We start from the raw sequence: 16,122 nt of genomic DNA, 5'->3' as shown, positions 1-16,122 counted from the left end.
TCCGTTTTTCTTGAAAATATTTATATGACTGAAATTAATTTGTTTTTTTATTCCATTCTGCCTTCACATCTTCTGCTGCATCTTTGGTTTTTTCCCATGCTTCATTAGCTTTGTCTTTTACATTTTCCCAAGCGTCGGAAGCATTGTTTTTTGCTCTGTCCAGCCAGTCTTCATGTCTTGCCTCTTCATCATTGGCTCTTTTTTCGTTGATATAATCTTTTGCTCTGTCTGCAAACTCCTCAACTTTCCATTTTGTTTTGTCAGCTGCATTTTTTAAAGAGTTTTCAGTGTTATCTACTGCGTTTTCTGCTTTGTTGTATTCTGAATTGTTCATAATAAAATATTTTAGTGATATTACTAGTAAAACAATAACTATTCCTAAAATAGTGGTACACTGTTAAATTTTTCATAAAAACAATAAATTTATTCATAAATATTTTCATATAGTTGATTTGTAATTTATTGAGAATATTTATATTTGTGATTCAATACAAAAACACAAAAGATGAAAAAAAGCACTTATTTTAAAGTAATATCTGTTTGTATATTATTATTTAAATCTACTTACGGCTTCACTCAGGTTGGAATAGGTACAACCACACCTGCCAATTCTTCTATCCTGGATATCACTTCCGGAAACAAAGGAGTTCTTATACCAAGAATCACTCTCCTGTCAACCACAGATGTTACTACAATATCATCGCCGGCAGAAGGTTTACTGATATGGAACAACGGCCTTGGCGGTGTTTCTCCTTCCGGATTTTATTTCTGGAGCAATTCAAAATGGAACCAGATTGCTACGGTCTCTACAGTTTTACCAAGTTCGGGAAACTGGAGCACATCAGGAAATAATGCGGGAAATTATGGTGGCAATGCTACCAATCTTTCCATAGGAACAGCAACTTATGATGACCTCATCTTTAAAGTAAACGCTTCTAATATTGGGAAATTAAGTGTAGATGGATCAATAAGCTTCGGTAATTCGGCAAGCTCAAAATATCAGTCAACAGCTATCGGATACAATGCTGTTGCAGATAATAACGAAGCTGCCGCAGTGGGGAAAAATGCGTTTTCAGGAGGCTATAGATCTCTTGCCTTAGGTTTTGCAGCAAAAACTAACAGCAATAACGAAACAGCAGTGGGCAATAATACACTTACATCAGGACAAAACTCTACGGCATTGGGTTCCGGAGCTTCTGCAAGTGGGCAGAATTCTACGGCAATAGGTTATAACGCTTCAACATCTCAACCTAATGCAATTGTTTTAGGAGACATCAATGCAAATGTGGGTATCGGAACCGGTACACCCAATACTGCAGCGAAACTAGATGTTAGTGGACAGTATAAATTGGGAAATAAAGGAACGGTGCAAAAGAATCAAATCAGTTTTGAAGTATTTCCTTCGGTGTCTATTACCAACCTTCCCTCAGGAAAAACTACAACGATGGATATTCCTGTTCCGCCGGCTTTGGTCATGACTTCTACAAGAGCAACTATTGTCGTTACACCGGCAAATGATTTTGCAGGAAATTCTACCTTCTCGATATCAAATCCCAGGTTGACCTCGGTTTCAAACATTACCATTAACCTTACCAATATTGCAGGTAGCGCCGAAAGCTTAAATTCAGCACATTTTTATGTTACCATTAATGAATTTTAGATTATATATTGCTTTATTGTTTCGTATGTTGTCAAGATTAAAATCAAATGTCTTACAATAATTACTGTCTTTCAGTTTCAAAAGTGAATTTGTAATATATTCTTGATCTAAATTGATTTCACAATAGTAATTTTTTAATAATTCTAACTTATTTTTGAGATATAATAAATTTTAGTATGTTTGAGCTTCGAAAGATTAAACTAATAATACTTTATGAAACTTAAATTACTTCTTTTATTAATTTGTATCACAAGTACAAAATTATTTTCTCAACCTTATGGAAAACAAGGTACTAAAGATTTACCTAAAGTGGAGTTTCTGTTAACGGACGGTTCCAAGGCCGATGGTTTTTTTGTGGGATTTACTTATCCCAACGGAACATATCCTGCATTTTTTGACAAAGATAATATCTACAATTTCATTTATAAGAAAACGAAAAGTTCCGAAGATGAGAAATTTGGTGCAGATGAAGTAAAATCCGTAAAAATATATGATGAATATGGCGACGTAACAAATGAAATAAACAGACTCGACATGAAATATGTTGATAAAGACGGTAAAGTCAGCGATAAAAAGAAGAGGTCATTTCAGCCATTACTTTACGATGGGAAAATCCAGATCTATGGTTCAAATATAAAAATGTGCAGCACTGCGATCTGTAATTATGGTTATTCTCAGCTTTATATCAGGAATGCTAAAGATGATTTTGCCGTTATGCCTGTAGATTATGACAAGTTGGGCTTGTTTGCGGGTTCTTTATATGACAAAATGGTGGAAGCCTTCAGGTATGCAGGCCGCGACTGCCCGGAATTCCAGAAATATATGAATACTTTTGAGGCAAAACTACAAGATAAAGATTTCAAAAAAGCATTGAATACGAAATTTAAAGATATCAGAAAACAGGCTTTTGATGAAGGCAAAAAAAATAAACTGGGTCATAATGCAACTCAGGATTTGCTCGGAGATTATATGCTTCAGGCTTACCTGGAATTCTATGGCGGCATTATAAAAGAATACGAAAAGAATTGTCCGTACTAAAAACATAAAGGATTGCGGAAACGCAATCCTTTTTTAATTTATTTGATAATTCTTTCCAAAACCCATTCAATGAGGTTCTTTTCGGAAGCGTGATGATCTGATGAAAACTCGCCGCGTCTTCTGTTGGCAATGACATTATTTACGGTAATGGCTTGATGCCCTAATAATTTTGAAAACGCATAAATTGCGGAAGTTTCCATTTCAAAATTCGTGATGCCCAGATCATTCAATGTTTCAAGGAATTGATCATCCAGAGCTTTTAAACGAAGCTGTCTGCCCTGAGGTGCATAAAAGCCGGGAAATGTCGCTGTATTTCCGTGGTATTTCGCGTCTTTATATAATTCACCCAGTTCTTCTGACCATTCTGAAAAATAAAGCATCGGTTTTATATTTTCATACGGGAATTTTTTATAAAAGTTTCTGGAAAATTCGTTTTCAAAATGGTAATCCTGGTAAAAATGCATTAAACCGTCTAATCCAACCACATTTTGTGTTACCAGCATATTATCCACCTGAACATCCGGATTTACACTTCCGCAGGTTCCCATTCTGAAAAGCTTCAGAGAAGTATGTTCGGTTTTGAATTCCTTTTGTTTAAGGTCAATGTTCACCAAAGCATCCAGCTCATTCATTACGATATCAATATTCTCCGTCCCGATTCCTGTTGACATTACAGTGATTCTTTCACCACGAAGTGTTCCGGTATGGGTATAAAATTCCCTTTTATTTTTGCGGATTTCCACCGTGTCGAAATATTTTGAAACTTTGGCAACACGATCGGGATCCCCAACGAGAATAATCTTTTCAGCAATATCTTCAGGTAAAAGATTCAGATGATAGACACTTCCGTCTTCGTTCAGAACAAGTTCTGAAGCAGCAAGTTTATTGAGCATAATATGTTTTTATTTGAATTAAAGTTGTATTAAATCTGTCCCAAATATCCTCTTCATTATTAAAACATCGGTATAGAAACCGTTAGTTTAGTTCTGAATGTGATTTCGGGATTTAAAATTAGTAAAAATTCCATTATCTGAAATGTAAAGATTAGTTAATTCAAATTTAAAGTTGGGATAACCTGTAAAGCTTTTCCTATCGGTAGTTTTGCAGAAAAAAATTAATGAAGTTTTATTCTTTGATTGTTCTGTTTGTGTTGTTAGGTTTTGCTGTAATGTCTTTCAATCCTTCTCATAAAGGTTTTAAAAATGAAAATTCTGTGATCCATGAAGGTTTATCAGATTTTAAAACCAGACTCAGCCAATTGAAATCCGATGCTTATGGTTTTTCCGAAAACAAAATAACGCTTGAAGATTTGCGCAAAACTTTAAAGGAAACAAGAAATTCATTCAAAGAAATAGAGTTTTATGTAGCCTATCATTATCCTGAATTTACAAAAACACACCTTAACGCTGCTCCTTTATTTCATATTGAAGCGGCTGGAACAACTTCTTATACACTTCCTCCGGAAGGTCTTCAGGTTCTGGATGAACTGGTGTTTTCTGATGAAGCAGAAACCAAAAAAGAAGAAATAAAGACTATTGCCGATTTTCTTTTCAACAGTTATTCAAGTTTCTATTTAAGCTCACTGAAAAACGGTTTAAGTAAAGGAAGCAATAAAACATTGCCGTTGAGAATTGAACTCATCAGAATATATAGCCTCGGCGTGACAGGCTTTGATACGCCGGGCTCTTTAAATATTTCCGAAGAAACCCTGCATGCCTTTTCAGGAATGAAAAAGTATATTCAGGATGATCCTTATTTTAAAAATTACAACACGGAAAAAGCAGATCAGTTGTTTTCCGCAGGCATCACTTACCTTTCAGAAAATAAAGAATTTGAAACTTTCGACAGGATAGAGTTTTACAAAAAATATATTCAGCCTTTATACCGGGAACTGGGAAGCTGGGACGGAAGAACGGATGATCTGAAAGAATTTTCCGGATGGAATCCCGGAAGCAAAGATTTTTTCAGCAGCGATTTTCTTGATCCTTATTTTTATACTTTGCTGAAAAAGGATGAAGATAATGAAGCGTTAAGAAAGCTGGGCAAACAAATTTTCTATGATCAGAATGTAAGCGGCAACGGTAAAATGAGTTGTGCTACATGTCATCTTCCCGAAAATGCATTCACGGATCTTAAATCCAAGTCGCCAAGCAATGTAGACGGAAAAACAGTACTGAGGAATTCTCCTACACTTTACAACGCTGTTTTTGCCAAAAGATTTTTCTATGATTTAAGGGCTTTTTACCTCGAGCAGCAGGCCGAACATGTTATTTACAACAAAGACGAATTCAATACCAGTTATGATAATATTATTAAGAAAATAAACGCAGATCCGGAATATAAGAAGGCCTTCAAAAAAGCTTTTAAAAAAGGAAATATCAACCGGGAAAATTTTTCAAAAGCGTTGAGTTCTTACGTTGCTTCCCTCTATTCTTACGAGAGTGATTTTGATAAATTTATGAGAAGTGAAAAAGAAATTTCTGACGATGCAAAAAAGGGTTTCAACCTGTTTATGGGAAAAGCCAATTGCGCAACCTGCCATTTTGCACCGAACTTTTCAGGTCTTGTGCCGCCATTTTTTAATGAAAATGAATCTGAAGTATTGGGAATAACCGCAAAACCGATTGATCAAAAACCTCTTGAACTTGACGCAGATAAAGGAAGAGTAAACAGCCCGGTGAAAAAAGAGAATTCATGGATTTACGAAAATTCTTTCAAAACCGTAACCGTAAGAAATATTGCCCTAACCAAACCCTACTTTCACAACGGCGCTTTCAACAGCCTGGAAGAAGTTCTTGAGTTCTATAATGAAGGAGGTGGAGAAGGATTAGGATTAAAAATGAAAAACCAGACGCTTGCTCCGGATAAATTAAATCTCACTCAAACCGAAATCAAACAGGTTATTGCTTTTCTTAATTCTTTAACGGATATCAGCAATAAATAAAAAAGCATCCTTTTGTCATTCTGGAAAATCTCAACGTCATGATAATTTAGGCTGATATATATAATCTTTATTCCTTTTTGCGGTTAAATTTTTCCTCCCGCTGATTGCACGGATTTCGCAGATTTTTATCTTGAGATATTACATGTTGCGATTTTTTAGCGGCAATCTTGTATTTCAGCTTATAGTTTAAATACTCTTTGTTTTTTTGCGGTTAAAAATTAATGTAACATTTCCTTAACCTGATTAACATTAAATTTTCCATTAATTAATATTTCGAAAGAATTATTTAAACTCCTATTAATAGGCTCTTCACAGCAATAAAATAGATTTGCAGAGTCTAATAAATCGAAATTTAAAATGAAAAGAAAACTACTAACAGTTGCAGCTCTTGCAATGGTTTCGGGTACGCTGTTGAATGCCCAGACTTTTATCTTCAACAAAAATTCTTCATGGAAGTACAATGATACCAACACCGCGTTGGCAGACCAGTGGAAAAATGCAAACTATGATGTTACGGCATGGCAGCAGGGAAATGGTCCGTTAGGATACGGAGATCCTGTAACCACTCAAACCAATACAGGATTAATCACCGCCTATTTTGCGAAAGATTTCACGGTTAATTTAAACGACCTTTCCTCAACGATGGAACTGGGTGTGATGAGAGATGACGGAATTGTAGTTTACCTGAATGGGGAAGAAGTGGTAAGAGACAATATGCCTTCAGGAACAATTGATTTCACTACTTTGTCTTCAACAACCATAGACGGAGCTGCAGAAAGCGTATATAACGTATTCTCTATTCCAAAATCTAAATTTGTAAACGGAAACAACAGGATTTCCATCGAATTACATAACAGAGGCGCTTCAAGTTCGGATTTAAGAATTGATGCTTATCTGAAAACAACAGCTACGGTAACTCCCGTACCTTGTAACGCAACTCATATCAGCTGCTTTACATCCATTGTTCCTACAGCACAAACGAATAAATTAATCATTCCTACAGAACATAAATATCAATTGATCCTTAAAGAAGGAGACAGCTATACAGAAGGAGGAGGATTAGTAGGAGGCCAGAATGACTTCACAGGATACGTGGCTAAAAATTCAAGCAGCACGAACGGTTATCTTTCCGTAAACCACGAAACCAATCCTGGAGGTGTTACAATGGCGGAAATCAATTATAACGGAACAACCAAATTGTGGCAGCTTACAAGATCAAGAGCCGTAAGTTTCTCTGCACCAAGCCTGGTTCAGACCATCAGAAACTGTTCAGGAGGAGTAACGCCTTGGGGAACGATCATTACAGCTGAAGAACAGACCACTTCCAATGATGTTAATGCCGATGGAATGAAGGATTATGGCTGGCTGGTAGAAATTGATCCGGTTACTGCACAGGTAATTACTCAGAATACGGACGGTTCTAAAGGAAAACTTTGGCAGATGGGAATCATGAACCACGAAAATGTGGTGGTGAACAATGCCGGAACGGTGGCCTATTATGGTGAAGATGGCGGAACACATATGGTGTACAAATATGTAATGGATACGCCGAATAACCTTTCTTCAGGAAATCTTTATGTATTGAAATTAGATCAGGGATTAAGCAGCGGGGATCCTGTAGCGACAACTGCAACCTGGGTTCAGGTGCCTAATAAAACAAAAGCAGATCAGAACAATACGTCATCTTTGGCGCAATCGCTTGGTGGAACTTCTTTCAATGGAATAGAAGACGTGGAAATCAGTCCGCTTGATGGCAAAGTATATTTTACAGCAAAGGGATTGAATAAAGTATACCGGTTAAAAGACGACGGAGCAACCGCTTCTCAGGTGGAAACTTTCGTGGGAGGTCTTACGACTAACTATTCTTTCGACACGGCACAGGGAACAAAAACTGAAGCCTGGGGAGACGGGAACGACAACCTTACTTTTGATGAGCTTGGGAACCTGTGGGTTCTTCAGGATGGTGGGAAAAATTATATCTGGGTAGTGGCTCCGGATCATACGCAGGCAAATCCTAAAGTGAAATTATTTGCATCCATGCCGGCAGGATCAGAACCGACCGGACTTACTTTCACGCCAGATCACAAATTCGGATTCTTCTCTATCCAGCATCCGGATTCTACTATTTCTACAGATGTTGACGCTACCGGAAATACGATTGACTACAGAGGGAAATCTGCAACAATAGTAGTAGCCCTGAAAAACAATCTGGGTACGGCAGGTTCTCTTGGAACCATCGAAACACAGCCGGAAAACACAATAACCGTTGCTCCGAACCCTACTTCAGGAATCGTAAAAATCAATTCTCCAAAAGGACTGAAAAACATTATGGTAACAGCTTACAGTATTGATGGTAAAATTGTTTTCACCCAGAAATATTCAGGATTAAACAAAGTTTTAGACCTTGATTTTACCAATCAGCTTAATACTTCAAGAGTTTTAATTCTGAACATTGAAGCGGAAGGAGGATTCCAGCAGACCGTAAAATTGCTGAAAAAATAAATTATTAATATTTTACACAACTGCCGGTAATCCATGGGTTGCCGGTAGTTTTTTTAGTTTATGAAAAAGTTATTTTTTTCTGTTCCGTTAATCATTTTTTTACAGGCAAAAGCACAGATTGATCCTGTAAAATACCCAACATACACCAATATAGATGATGCGTTGAAAAGTGGAAAAACAGTTTACAGCATGAGTTTTCGGGGGAAAACAATGTTTAATCTTCCTGTTGAAATTCAGAAGTTCGATTCTGTTTTCTTTCTGAATCTGATGGAAAATAAATTTGAGAAAATGGACGAATCTATCTTTAAACTGAAAGAACTTACGATTTTGAACCTCAATGAAAACAGCATCAAATATATTCCCGATGAAATTGCAGAACTTCAGAAACTTGAAAGTTTTTCCATTAATTTAAATAATCTGACCAGTATCAATCCAAATTTAGGTAAGCTTAAAAAGTTAAAAACCATTCATCTTGATGCCAATAATCTGAACGTTTTTCCGGAAGCATTACTGCAAATTCCGGGACTGGAAGAAATTAACCTTCAGGGAAACCAGATCAGCTTCATTGCTAAAGATTTAGATAAAATTAAAAACATGAGATCATTGAATTTATCTTCCAATCAGATTAATGATCTGGGAAAACTGGAATTTCCGCAACAGTTGAAATATCTTGAATTACAACAAAATTCTATTGCTCAGTTGCCCGAGGGTTTATTTAAATCTAAGCAACTGGAATTTTTAAATCTAAGCCAGAACAACATCAGGGAAATTTCCCCTAAAGTCAAAGGGCTAAAAAATATGGTAAGTATGAATCTGGCCAATAATCAACTTACTGATCTGCCTCCGGAATTTTCTGAGTTGAAAAATCTTAAAACTTTAATATTAACGGGCAATCCGATAAAAAAATCAATCCTTGAAAAACTAAAGAAAATGATTCCGCAAACGCAGATTTACTTTTAAAAGGAAAATTAAAATATTTTTAGCGAAATATGCACAAAAGTCTTAGCTGAGTGAAGCGCCATTGCGAACAAAAAATGTTTTCAAGTTTAATTAAAAAACTTTTTGCGGTCATAGCGTTTGAAGTATTTAAAAATTGCAAACTATCCGCCGACTCTTTTGGTCTTATATCCCATTTCTTTAAGGATATCCATTATTTTATCACGGTTATCCCCCTGAATGATGATCGTTCCATCCTTTTCAGAGCCACCGATTCCCAAGGTGGTTTTTATTTTTTTTGAAATTTTCTTCAGTTCTTCTTCGGTACCTTCCCAGCCCTCAATGACGGTCACAGGCTTGCCATTTCTGCCTTTCTTCTCAAATTTACATACCAGAGGTTCTTTCTGCTTAAATTTCTCTTCAGGCATTTCAAAATCCTGCTCATCATGATCAGGAAAAAGGTTTTTCAGTTGATCTCTTAAATCCATAAGGCAAAATTAATAAAATATTTAAGGCAGAAAAATACCAGCCCATTCAAACCTTCAAGGTTTAGATAAAACAATTTTAAATAAATTTTAAGTCCTTCAATTCTTCAATTCATTTCAAAATAAATAAATTTGTAATACAAAAGTTTATACAAAATGTCGAAAAAAGCAATATTAGCAATCCTTGACGGATGGGGATTGGGAATGAATCCTGATGTTTCAGCCATTGATAAAGCCAATACACCATTTATAGATAACTGCCTTAAAAACTTTCCGCATACAACCCTCGAAGCAAGCGGTCTGGCGGTAGGATTACCGGCGGGACAAATGGGAAATTCCGAAGTAGGACATATGAATCTTGGTGCGGGAAGAGTGGTATATCAGAATCTGGTAAAGCTGAATATGGCGGTGGAAAATGGTTCTCTAGGCCAGCAGAAAGTTATTCAGGATGCATTTGAATATGCTAAAAGAGAAAATAAGAAAGTACACTTTATCGGTCTGGTTTCAGATGGAGGTGTGCATTCCCATATCAATCACCTTAAAGGACTTCTTACGGCGGCACACGAATTCGGACTACGTGAAAATGTATTTGTTCATGCTTTCACAGATGGGCGCGACTGCGATCCGCATTCCGGAAAAGGTTTTATTGAAGATCTTCAGGAACATATGATAAAAACGGTAGGCAAGCTTGCTTCTGTTGTAGGAAGATATTACGCGATGGACAGAGATAAACGATGGGAACGTGTAAAAATTGCTTACGATGCAATGGTGGAAGGTGTAGGAGCGCAGACAACCAATGCTTTGCTGGAAATTCAAAAATCCTACGACGAAAATATTACCGACGAATTCATGAAACCGATTATCATGATTGATTCCACCGCAATTGGAAATGTGGTTCCGGTGGCTAAAATCACAGATCATGATGTTGTTATTTGTTTCAATTTCCGTACAGACAGAGGCCGTGAAATCACAGAAGTGCTTACACAGCATGATAACCCGGAATATTTCATGAGAAAGTTGCCATTGTATTATGTGACACTTACGAATTATGATAAAACCTTCCAAAACGTACACGTGGTTTTTGATGAAGAAGTATTGCATGAAACGATGGGTGAAATCCTGGAAAGAAATCATAAAACACAGATCAGGATTGCAGAGACTGAGAAATACCCTCACGTAACATTCTTCTTTTCAGGAGGAAGGGAAGAACCTTTTAACGGAGAGAAAAGACTGCTTTGCCCGAGTCCTAAAGATGTTCCTACTTACGATCTTAAACCGGAAATGTCAGCCTACGATATTACCAATGCCATTCTTCCGGAACTTGAAAATGAGACTGCGGATTTTATATGTTTAAATTTTGCCAATACCGATATGGTAGGTCATACAGGTGTATTTTCAGCGGCTGTAAAAGCAGCGGAAACAGTGGATCAATGTATTGAAAAAGTAGCGACTACAGCGTATGATCATGGCTATGCAGTTTTCATTCTTGCCGACCACGGGAATTCGGATGTTATGATTAACCCGGACGGATCACCAAACACGCAGCATTCAACCAATCTGGTTCCTTTTATCGTGATGGATAAAGACCATACCTGGAATCTGAAACCTGGCAAGCTTGGTGATGTGGCACCTACCATTTTAAAAGTAATGGGTGTGGAAATACCACAAATAATGACCGGAGATATATTAGTAAGCTAAAATAATAATATAAGAGATAAATTGCCGTTATAATTATGTATAGCGGCATTTTTATGATTAATATTAGAACAATTAACAGTTTATTATGTTCTAAATAATAAATAAAAACTTAAATTTGCAAATTAAACCTAAATTTATAAAATGTATCAAAAGCTTGTTAGGAAAGAAGTAATGGGAATTTTGGAAAAGGAAGTAGGCTCTTTTCTGGATAAATTTTTAACGCCAATCGAGAAGATCTGGCAACCTTCTGATTATCTTCCGGATCCTTCAAGCTCAGAATTTAAATATGATCTTGAAGAAATTCAGACGTTCGCAAGAGAAATGCCTTATGATCTTTTTGTAACCCTTATCGGAGACTGTATTACGGAAGAAGCTTTACCTTCCTACGAATCCTGGCTGATGGGCGTAGACGGTGTAGATCAGGAGCAAAGAGAAGTAGGCTGGGCACACTGGGTAAGAGCATGGACTGCTGAAGAAAACAGACACGGTGATCTTTTGAGCAAATATCTTTATCTGTGCGGAAGAGTAAATATGAGAGAAGTGGAAGTAACCACCCAATACCTGATTAATGACGGTTTTGATTTGGGAACAAGTATGGATCCGTACAGAAACTTTATCTACACAAGTTTTCAGGAAACAGCCACTAATATTTCTCACAGAAGAGTAGGGACGCTGGCAAAACAATCCGGAAACGGGAAGCTGGCTAAAATGTGTGGCGTTATTGCCGCCGATGAGGCAAGACATGCCAAAGCTTACAAGCATTTTGTGGCAAAGATCCTGGAAATCGATCCTTCGGAAATGATCCTTGCTTTTGAAGATATGATGCGCAAGAAAATTGTAATGCCTGCTCACATGATGAGACAGTCCGGACAAAAAGCCGGTGAACTTTGGGGACATTTTTCAGATGCGGCACAAAGATGTATGGTGTACACAGGTCAGGATTACATCAACATTATGAAAGAACTTCTTGACGAATGGAAAATAGAACACGTTAAAGGTCTTAATGAAAAAGCCGAAAAAGCTCAGGAATACCTGATGAAGCTTCCGGCAAGACTTCAGAAAATTACGGACAGAATATCAACTCCGGATCTGCAGTTCCAGTTCAGCTGGGTAAAAAGTTAATCTATATTATTAAATTATAAAAGTAAGAGCGCCGGAGTATACTTGGGCGTTCTTTTTTGTATCTTTGCATTTTTAAAAACAAATTCACAGAATGAATAATAAAAAAATTGCAGTTGACTTTGACGGAACTATTGTTGATGATGCTTATCCCGCGATTGGCAAACCGAAGATTTTTGCTTTTGAAACACTAAAAAAACTTCAGTCGGAAGGATACAGACTTATCCTTTGGACTTACCGTCACGGAAGAGCATTGGATGAAGCCGTAGAATTCTGTATGAAAAACGGTGTTGAGTTTTATGCGGTAAATTCCAGCTTTGAAGGAGAAGTTTTTGATTCCGAAAATCAATCCAGAAAAATTGATGCGGATTGGTTCATAGATGACAGAAATCTGGGAGGATTTCCGGGTTGGGGTGAAATCTACAATATTATTCAGGAGAGAATAGAATTCCGGGTTGAAGGAAAAGAAGTCCTGGCTTATTCAAAGCTTAAAAAAGAAAAGAAAAAAGGATTGTTCTGGTAGAATATCCGATGTAACAATTTACCAATATAACAATCTACCAATCAGAACATTGTTACACTGATACACTGTTATATTGTTACATTTTATAATTAAAAAATGATTCAATTAAAAACAATAGACGAGCTTCGTCTTATGAAAGAAAGTGCCCGATTGGTTTCCAGAACATTAGGAATGCTGGCAAAAGAAATCAAACCGGGAATTACCACTTTATATTTGGATAAACTGGCACATGATTTTATTAAAGATCATGGCGCGGAGCCTGCATTTTTAGGATATGGAGGATTTCCGTATTCCCTTTGTATTTCACCAAACGAACAGGTGGTTCACGGTTTCCCCAGCAAAGAAGAAATCAAAGAAGGCGATGTGCTTTCCGTAGATTGTGGTGCTGTTTTGAATGGTTTTGTAGGCGATCATGCTTACACTTTTGAAATCGGTGAAGTAAAACCGGAAACCAAAAAGCTTCTGAAAGTTGCTAAAGAATCTCTTTACAAAGGAATTGAGCAGTGTGTCAGGGGAAAAAGAATCGGAGATATTTCTCATGCCATACAATCGCACTGTGAAAAAGAGGGATATGGTGTTGTAAGAGAGCTTGTGGGACATGGTGTCGGAAGACAGATGCATGAAGATCCTCAGGTTCCCAATTACGGAAGACAGGGTAGCGGAAAAGTAATCAAAGACGGACTTACAATTGCCATTGAACCCATGATTAATCTCGGTACGGAAAAAGTAAAATTCCATAATGATGGCTGGACAGTCACTACTCTTGACAATCAGCCATCCGCACATTTTGAGCATGATGTTGCCGTGATCAACGGAAAACCTGTATTGCTTTCCACCTTCCAGTATATTTACGATGCCCTGGGTATTGAAAGTGATGAAGAGAAAGCTTTTCAACTGGATTTTTAAATGAAAAAGGCAGCCAAATTTTTATTAAATAAAATTCCGCGTCCTATGCTTATTAGGTTAAGCATTTGGGCGAGGCCGCTTATTTACCAGCTGTTTAAAGGAGACCGGTTTGTTGATCCTATCGATGGACGGTCCTACAGGAAGTTTCTTCCTTACGGATATGGTAAACAAAGAGAAAATGCTTTATCGCCAGGGACTTTAAGTCTCGAAAGACATCGCCAGATGTGGCTGTATCTCCAGAATGAAACGGATTTTTTTATTAAAAACCATAAAGTTTTGCATATTGCTCCCGAACAGGAATTTCTAAGAAAATTCAAAAGGATGAGTAATCTGGATTATATTTCGGCGGATCTTTTTTCTCCCATTGTGGACGTAAAAGCGGATATTCTCGACCTTCCGTTTGCAGATGAAAGTTTCGATATCATTTTCTGTAATCATGTACTGGAGCATATTGCTGATGATGCTAAAGCAATGAGCGAATTATACAGGGTGCTAAGACCAGGAGGATGGGGAATATTACAGGTTCCGATGAAAAACACGTTGCAAAAAACGTATGAAGATTTTACCATCACGGATCCCAAAGAACGACAAAAACATTTCGGGCAGTATGACCACGTACGCTGGTACGGGATGGATTATTTCGAAAGGCTTCAGAAAGCAGGCTTTGAAACAGATGCCAATTTCTATTCCCAGCGTTTTTCAGATGAAGAAATTGAAAAATACGGACTCAGGAAAAGTGAAATTTTACCCATCGTTTATAAAAAATAACGTCTCCAAACCGGAGACGTTTTTAGTTATTTATTCTTTAATAAATTTCAGGGGTTTTTCCGCTTGGGTTCAGTAATATTTAAATAGATTTAAATTATTTAAGCTCATACCTATTTTTTAATAAAGTTTAATGAGAAGAAACTGCTTTAAGACCTACAACAGAACCGATTAGTGTTACAATAAAAAAGATTCTCCAGAAGCTTACCGGGTCTTTAAAAAAGAAAATCCCCATTAATACCGTTCCCACTGCGCCAATACCTGTCCACACGGCGTATGCCGTTCCGATAGGAAGGGTTTGGGTAGCCTTAATGAGCAACAGCATACTTATGGTAAGAGAGATCAGAAAACCCCCGAACCAAACGTACATAGTGGTTCCGCTTGTTTCTTTTACCTTTCCCAGACATGACGCAAAAGCAACTTCAAATAATCCTGCAATAATTAAGATGATCCAATTCATTTTTTAAGTTTCTTCTGCAAATTTCAGCATTAAAAAGCAATTTTGCTTTAAATAAATATTTTTCTGTTAATAATTTTCAAAAAACCTTCTTTTTCGAGTTTCTTAATGGTGCGAATCACTGTTTCAACCCGTAAAGCGGTTATGGATGCGATATCTTTTCTTGTAAGCGGAACTTCAAATGAAAATTGTTCCTGATTATCACTGAAACTTTTCTGATAATTAAGGGCACCTTTTATGCGGACATCAGGCCTCAGGGAAGTATTGTTTTCCAGCATGATATATTTGAAATAAAGGCGTTCGGATAAAAATTTATTGATATCCCTGGAAATCTGGACATTTTCATCCAGGAGTCTGATAAAATCACTTTTAGGAAGTTTCAGTACACTGGTTTCTTCGAAAGTAATGGCATTAACGGGATATTTCTCATCAATAAATAAAAGAAGCTCACACACGCTCAGTCCTTTACTTAGGATCGCAAGAATAAGCTCTTTTCCGTCTTCATCGTAGTGATTGAGTTTTATTCTGCCTTTTATGATCTGGTAATAAAATTTCGGTGTGCTGCCTTCCTCGAAAATGACATACGAAGAATCGAGGTCTTCAATTTCTGCACCGTAAGACAGTAAGAGTTGTTCTTCAATTAACATAATAATAATCTTCTTTAATTGGAATTAGGGGTATACCACATTTTTAAATTTATCAAATTGAAAAACGTTTCAATTATGATCCTGATCATAAATATACAGTTATATTTTGATAAGGTTATAGAAATTTCACCATTATTAGATTGTGATTACCGTCATAAAAAGCTCATCGATTATTCAATAAGTTTGAGAATACCAAATTTTTAAATATGAAAAAAATAATTTTCACAGTGTTTATTTTTACAGTCACTATGGGCTGCACAAAATCAGAAACGCAGTATACTGATCAGGAAAACAAAGGGGAAACCGTTAACAACCGCCAATCTGACACCATTAATACCCTTGAGCAACGCTCTGACACGCTGCAGAACCATGATAATCTTAAGAATGTACCGACGGATAATGAATAACAATTTAAGAAATGAACATCCTATTCGTGGAAACC

General features: G+C 36.8%; 16 protein-coding genes. 11 read left to right on the top strand and 5 right to left on the bottom strand.

All coding sequences use genetic code 11. The features are described 5' to 3' along the window. Window positions 1-34: 34 nt before the first annotated feature. Complete coding sequence (locus U9K52_RS06590) at window positions 35-334, bottom strand: hypothetical protein (protein WP_248393229.1); 300 nt, start codon at window positions 332-334, stop codon at window positions 35-37. Between the two features lie 171 nt (window positions 335-505). On the opposite strand from U9K52_RS06590, the gene U9K52_RS06585 reads away from it, so the two are divergent. Next, window positions 506-1,660 (top strand): hypothetical protein, encoded by a 1,155-nt coding sequence (locus U9K52_RS06585; protein ID WP_263603186.1) that lies wholly within the window; start codon window positions 506-508, stop codon window positions 1,658-1,660. 213 nt (window positions 1,661-1,873) lie between these two features. After that, window positions 1,874-2,698: a hypothetical protein gene (locus U9K52_RS06580; protein ID WP_263603185.1), complete on the top strand. Its 825-nt coding sequence runs from the start codon at window positions 1,874-1,876 to the stop codon at window positions 2,696-2,698. Between the two features lie 38 nt (window positions 2,699-2,736). Here U9K52_RS06580 and U9K52_RS06575 read toward each other — a convergent pair whose 3' ends face one another. Continuing rightward, entirely contained in the window at window positions 2,737-3,591 is an 855-nt protein-coding gene (locus U9K52_RS06575; protein ID WP_263603184.1) for a nucleoside phosphorylase, read from the bottom strand. Window positions 3,592-3,815: 224 nt separating this feature from the next. Here U9K52_RS06575 and U9K52_RS06570 point away from each other — a divergent pair, with 224 nt between their 5' ends. The 3 genes from U9K52_RS06570 to U9K52_RS06560 all read left to right on the top strand — a co-directional run bounded on the left by U9K52_RS06570 (window position 3,816) and on the right by U9K52_RS06560 (window position 9,104). Continuing rightward, window positions 3,816-5,642, top strand: a complete 1,827-nt coding sequence (locus U9K52_RS06570) for a cytochrome-c peroxidase (RefSeq protein ID WP_322925702.1) — start codon at window positions 3,816-3,818, stop codon at window positions 5,640-5,642. A 357-nt stretch (window positions 5,643-5,999) separates the two neighbouring features. Further along, window positions 6,000-8,144 (top strand): alkaline phosphatase PhoX, encoded by a 2,145-nt coding sequence (locus U9K52_RS06565; RefSeq protein ID WP_322925701.1) that lies wholly within the window; start codon window positions 6,000-6,002, stop codon window positions 8,142-8,144. A 60-nt stretch (window positions 8,145-8,204) separates the two neighbouring features. Further along, window positions 8,205-9,104, top strand: a complete 900-nt coding sequence (locus U9K52_RS06560; protein ID WP_322925700.1) for a leucine-rich repeat domain-containing protein — start codon at window positions 8,205-8,207, stop codon at window positions 9,102-9,104. Window positions 9,105-9,244: 140 nt separating this feature from the next. Here U9K52_RS06560 and U9K52_RS06555 read toward each other — a convergent pair whose 3' ends face one another. Beyond that, entirely contained in the window at window positions 9,245-9,568 is a 324-nt protein-coding gene (locus U9K52_RS06555; protein WP_248393254.1) for a translation initiation factor, read from the bottom strand. A gap of 153 nt (window positions 9,569-9,721) precedes the next feature. Between U9K52_RS06555 and gpmI the strand changes: the two genes are divergently transcribed. The 5 genes from gpmI to U9K52_RS06530 all read left to right on the top strand — a co-directional run bounded on the left by gpmI (window position 9,722) and on the right by U9K52_RS06530 (window position 14,579). After that, entirely contained in the window at window positions 9,722-11,263 is a 1,542-nt protein-coding gene (gpmI, locus tag U9K52_RS06550; protein WP_322925699.1) for a 2,3-bisphosphoglycerate-independent phosphoglycerate mutase, read from the top strand. 141 nt (window positions 11,264-11,404) lie between these two features. Next, window positions 11,405-12,385 carry an acyl-ACP desaturase gene (locus U9K52_RS06545; protein WP_248393257.1) on the top strand — a complete coding sequence of 327 codons (981 nt, stop codon included), beginning with the start codon at window positions 11,405-11,407 and terminating at the stop codon, window positions 12,383-12,385. Window positions 12,386-12,476: 91 nt separating this feature from the next. Beyond that, window positions 12,477-12,905 carry a BT0820 family HAD-type phosphatase gene (locus U9K52_RS06540; RefSeq protein WP_072882997.1) on the top strand — a complete coding sequence of 143 codons (429 nt, stop codon included), beginning with the start codon at window positions 12,477-12,479 and terminating at the stop codon, window positions 12,903-12,905. 96 nt (window positions 12,906-13,001) lie between these two features. Next, complete coding sequence (gene map / locus U9K52_RS06535; protein ID WP_322925698.1) at window positions 13,002-13,811, top strand: type I methionyl aminopeptidase; 810 nt, start codon at window positions 13,002-13,004, stop codon at window positions 13,809-13,811. Next, window positions 13,812-14,579 carry a class I SAM-dependent methyltransferase gene (locus tag U9K52_RS06530; RefSeq protein WP_323673783.1) on the top strand — a complete coding sequence of 256 codons (768 nt, stop codon included), beginning with the start codon at window positions 13,812-13,814 and terminating at the stop codon, window positions 14,577-14,579. It abuts the gene before it with no gap. Between the two features lie 127 nt (window positions 14,580-14,706). On the opposite strand, the gene U9K52_RS06525 is transcribed toward U9K52_RS06530, so the two are convergent. Both U9K52_RS06525 and U9K52_RS06520 read right to left on the bottom strand, forming a co-directional pair. After that, window positions 14,707-15,036, bottom strand: a complete 330-nt coding sequence (locus U9K52_RS06525) for a multidrug efflux SMR transporter (protein ID WP_322925696.1) — start codon at window positions 15,034-15,036, stop codon at window positions 14,707-14,709. Between the two features lie 47 nt (window positions 15,037-15,083). After that, on the bottom strand, window positions 15,084-15,680 hold the full coding sequence (locus tag U9K52_RS06520; RefSeq protein ID WP_248393266.1) for a Crp/Fnr family transcriptional regulator: 597 nt from the start codon (window positions 15,678-15,680) through the stop codon (window positions 15,084-15,086). A gap of 248 nt (window positions 15,681-15,928) precedes the next feature. On the opposite strand from U9K52_RS06520, the gene U9K52_RS06515 reads away from it, so the two are divergent. Further along, the gene (locus U9K52_RS06515; RefSeq protein ID WP_322925695.1) at window positions 15,929-16,087 is read left to right on the top strand and encodes a hypothetical protein; all 159 of its coding nucleotides are present in this window, start codon (window positions 15,929-15,931) and stop codon (window positions 16,085-16,087) included. Window positions 16,088-16,122: the final 35 nt, after the last annotated feature.

Origin of the sequence: Chryseobacterium sp. MHB01, from assembly GCF_034651565.1 — a bacterium.
Lineage (GTDB): Bacteria > Bacteroidota > Bacteroidia > Flavobacteriales > Weeksellaceae > Chryseobacterium > Chryseobacterium nepalense.
Note: the sequence above shows the minus strand (reverse complement) of the source record. Positions and strands in the feature narration are given on the sequence as shown.

Bases quoted from the DNA above. Each gene is read 5' to 3' on its own strand.
- U9K52_RS06590 (WP_248393229.1), bottom strand. From the start codon at position 334: ATGAACAATTCAGAATACAACAAAGCAGAAAACGCAGTAGATAACACT.
- U9K52_RS06585 (WP_263603186.1), top strand. From the start codon at position 506: ATGAAAAAAAGCACTTATTTTAAAGTAATATCTGTTTGTATATTATTA.
- U9K52_RS06580 (WP_263603185.1), top strand. From the start codon at position 1,874: ATGAAACTTAAATTACTTCTTTTATTAATTTGTATCACAAGTACAAAA.
- U9K52_RS06575 (WP_263603184.1), bottom strand. From the start codon at position 3,591: ATGCTCAATAAACTTGCTGCTTCAGAACTTGTTCTGAACGAAGACGGA.
- U9K52_RS06570 (WP_322925702.1), top strand. From the start codon at position 3,816: ATGAAGTTTTATTCTTTGATTGTTCTGTTTGTGTTGTTAGGTTTTGCT.
- U9K52_RS06565 (WP_322925701.1), top strand. From the start codon at position 6,000: ATGAAAAGAAAACTACTAACAGTTGCAGCTCTTGCAATGGTTTCGGGT.
- U9K52_RS06560 (WP_322925700.1), top strand. From the start codon at position 8,205: ATGAAAAAGTTATTTTTTTCTGTTCCGTTAATCATTTTTTTACAGGCA.
- U9K52_RS06555 (WP_248393254.1), bottom strand. From the start codon at position 9,568: ATGGATTTAAGAGATCAACTGAAAAACCTTTTTCCTGATCATGATGAG.
- gpmI (WP_322925699.1), top strand. From the start codon at position 9,722: ATGTCGAAAAAAGCAATATTAGCAATCCTTGACGGATGGGGATTGGGA.
- U9K52_RS06545 (WP_248393257.1), top strand. From the start codon at position 11,405: ATGTATCAAAAGCTTGTTAGGAAAGAAGTAATGGGAATTTTGGAAAAG.
- U9K52_RS06540 (WP_072882997.1), top strand. From the start codon at position 12,477: ATGAATAATAAAAAAATTGCAGTTGACTTTGACGGAACTATTGTTGAT.
- map (WP_322925698.1), top strand. From the start codon at position 13,002: ATGATTCAATTAAAAACAATAGACGAGCTTCGTCTTATGAAAGAAAGT.
- U9K52_RS06530 (WP_323673783.1), top strand. From the start codon at position 13,812: ATGAAAAAGGCAGCCAAATTTTTATTAAATAAAATTCCGCGTCCTATG.
- U9K52_RS06525 (WP_322925696.1), bottom strand. From the start codon at position 15,036: ATGAATTGGATCATCTTAATTATTGCAGGATTATTTGAAGTTGCTTTT.
- U9K52_RS06520 (WP_248393266.1), bottom strand. From the start codon at position 15,680: ATGTTAATTGAAGAACAACTCTTACTGTCTTACGGTGCAGAAATTGAA.
- U9K52_RS06515 (WP_322925695.1), top strand. From the start codon at position 15,929: ATGGGCTGCACAAAATCAGAAACGCAGTATACTGATCAGGAAAACAAA.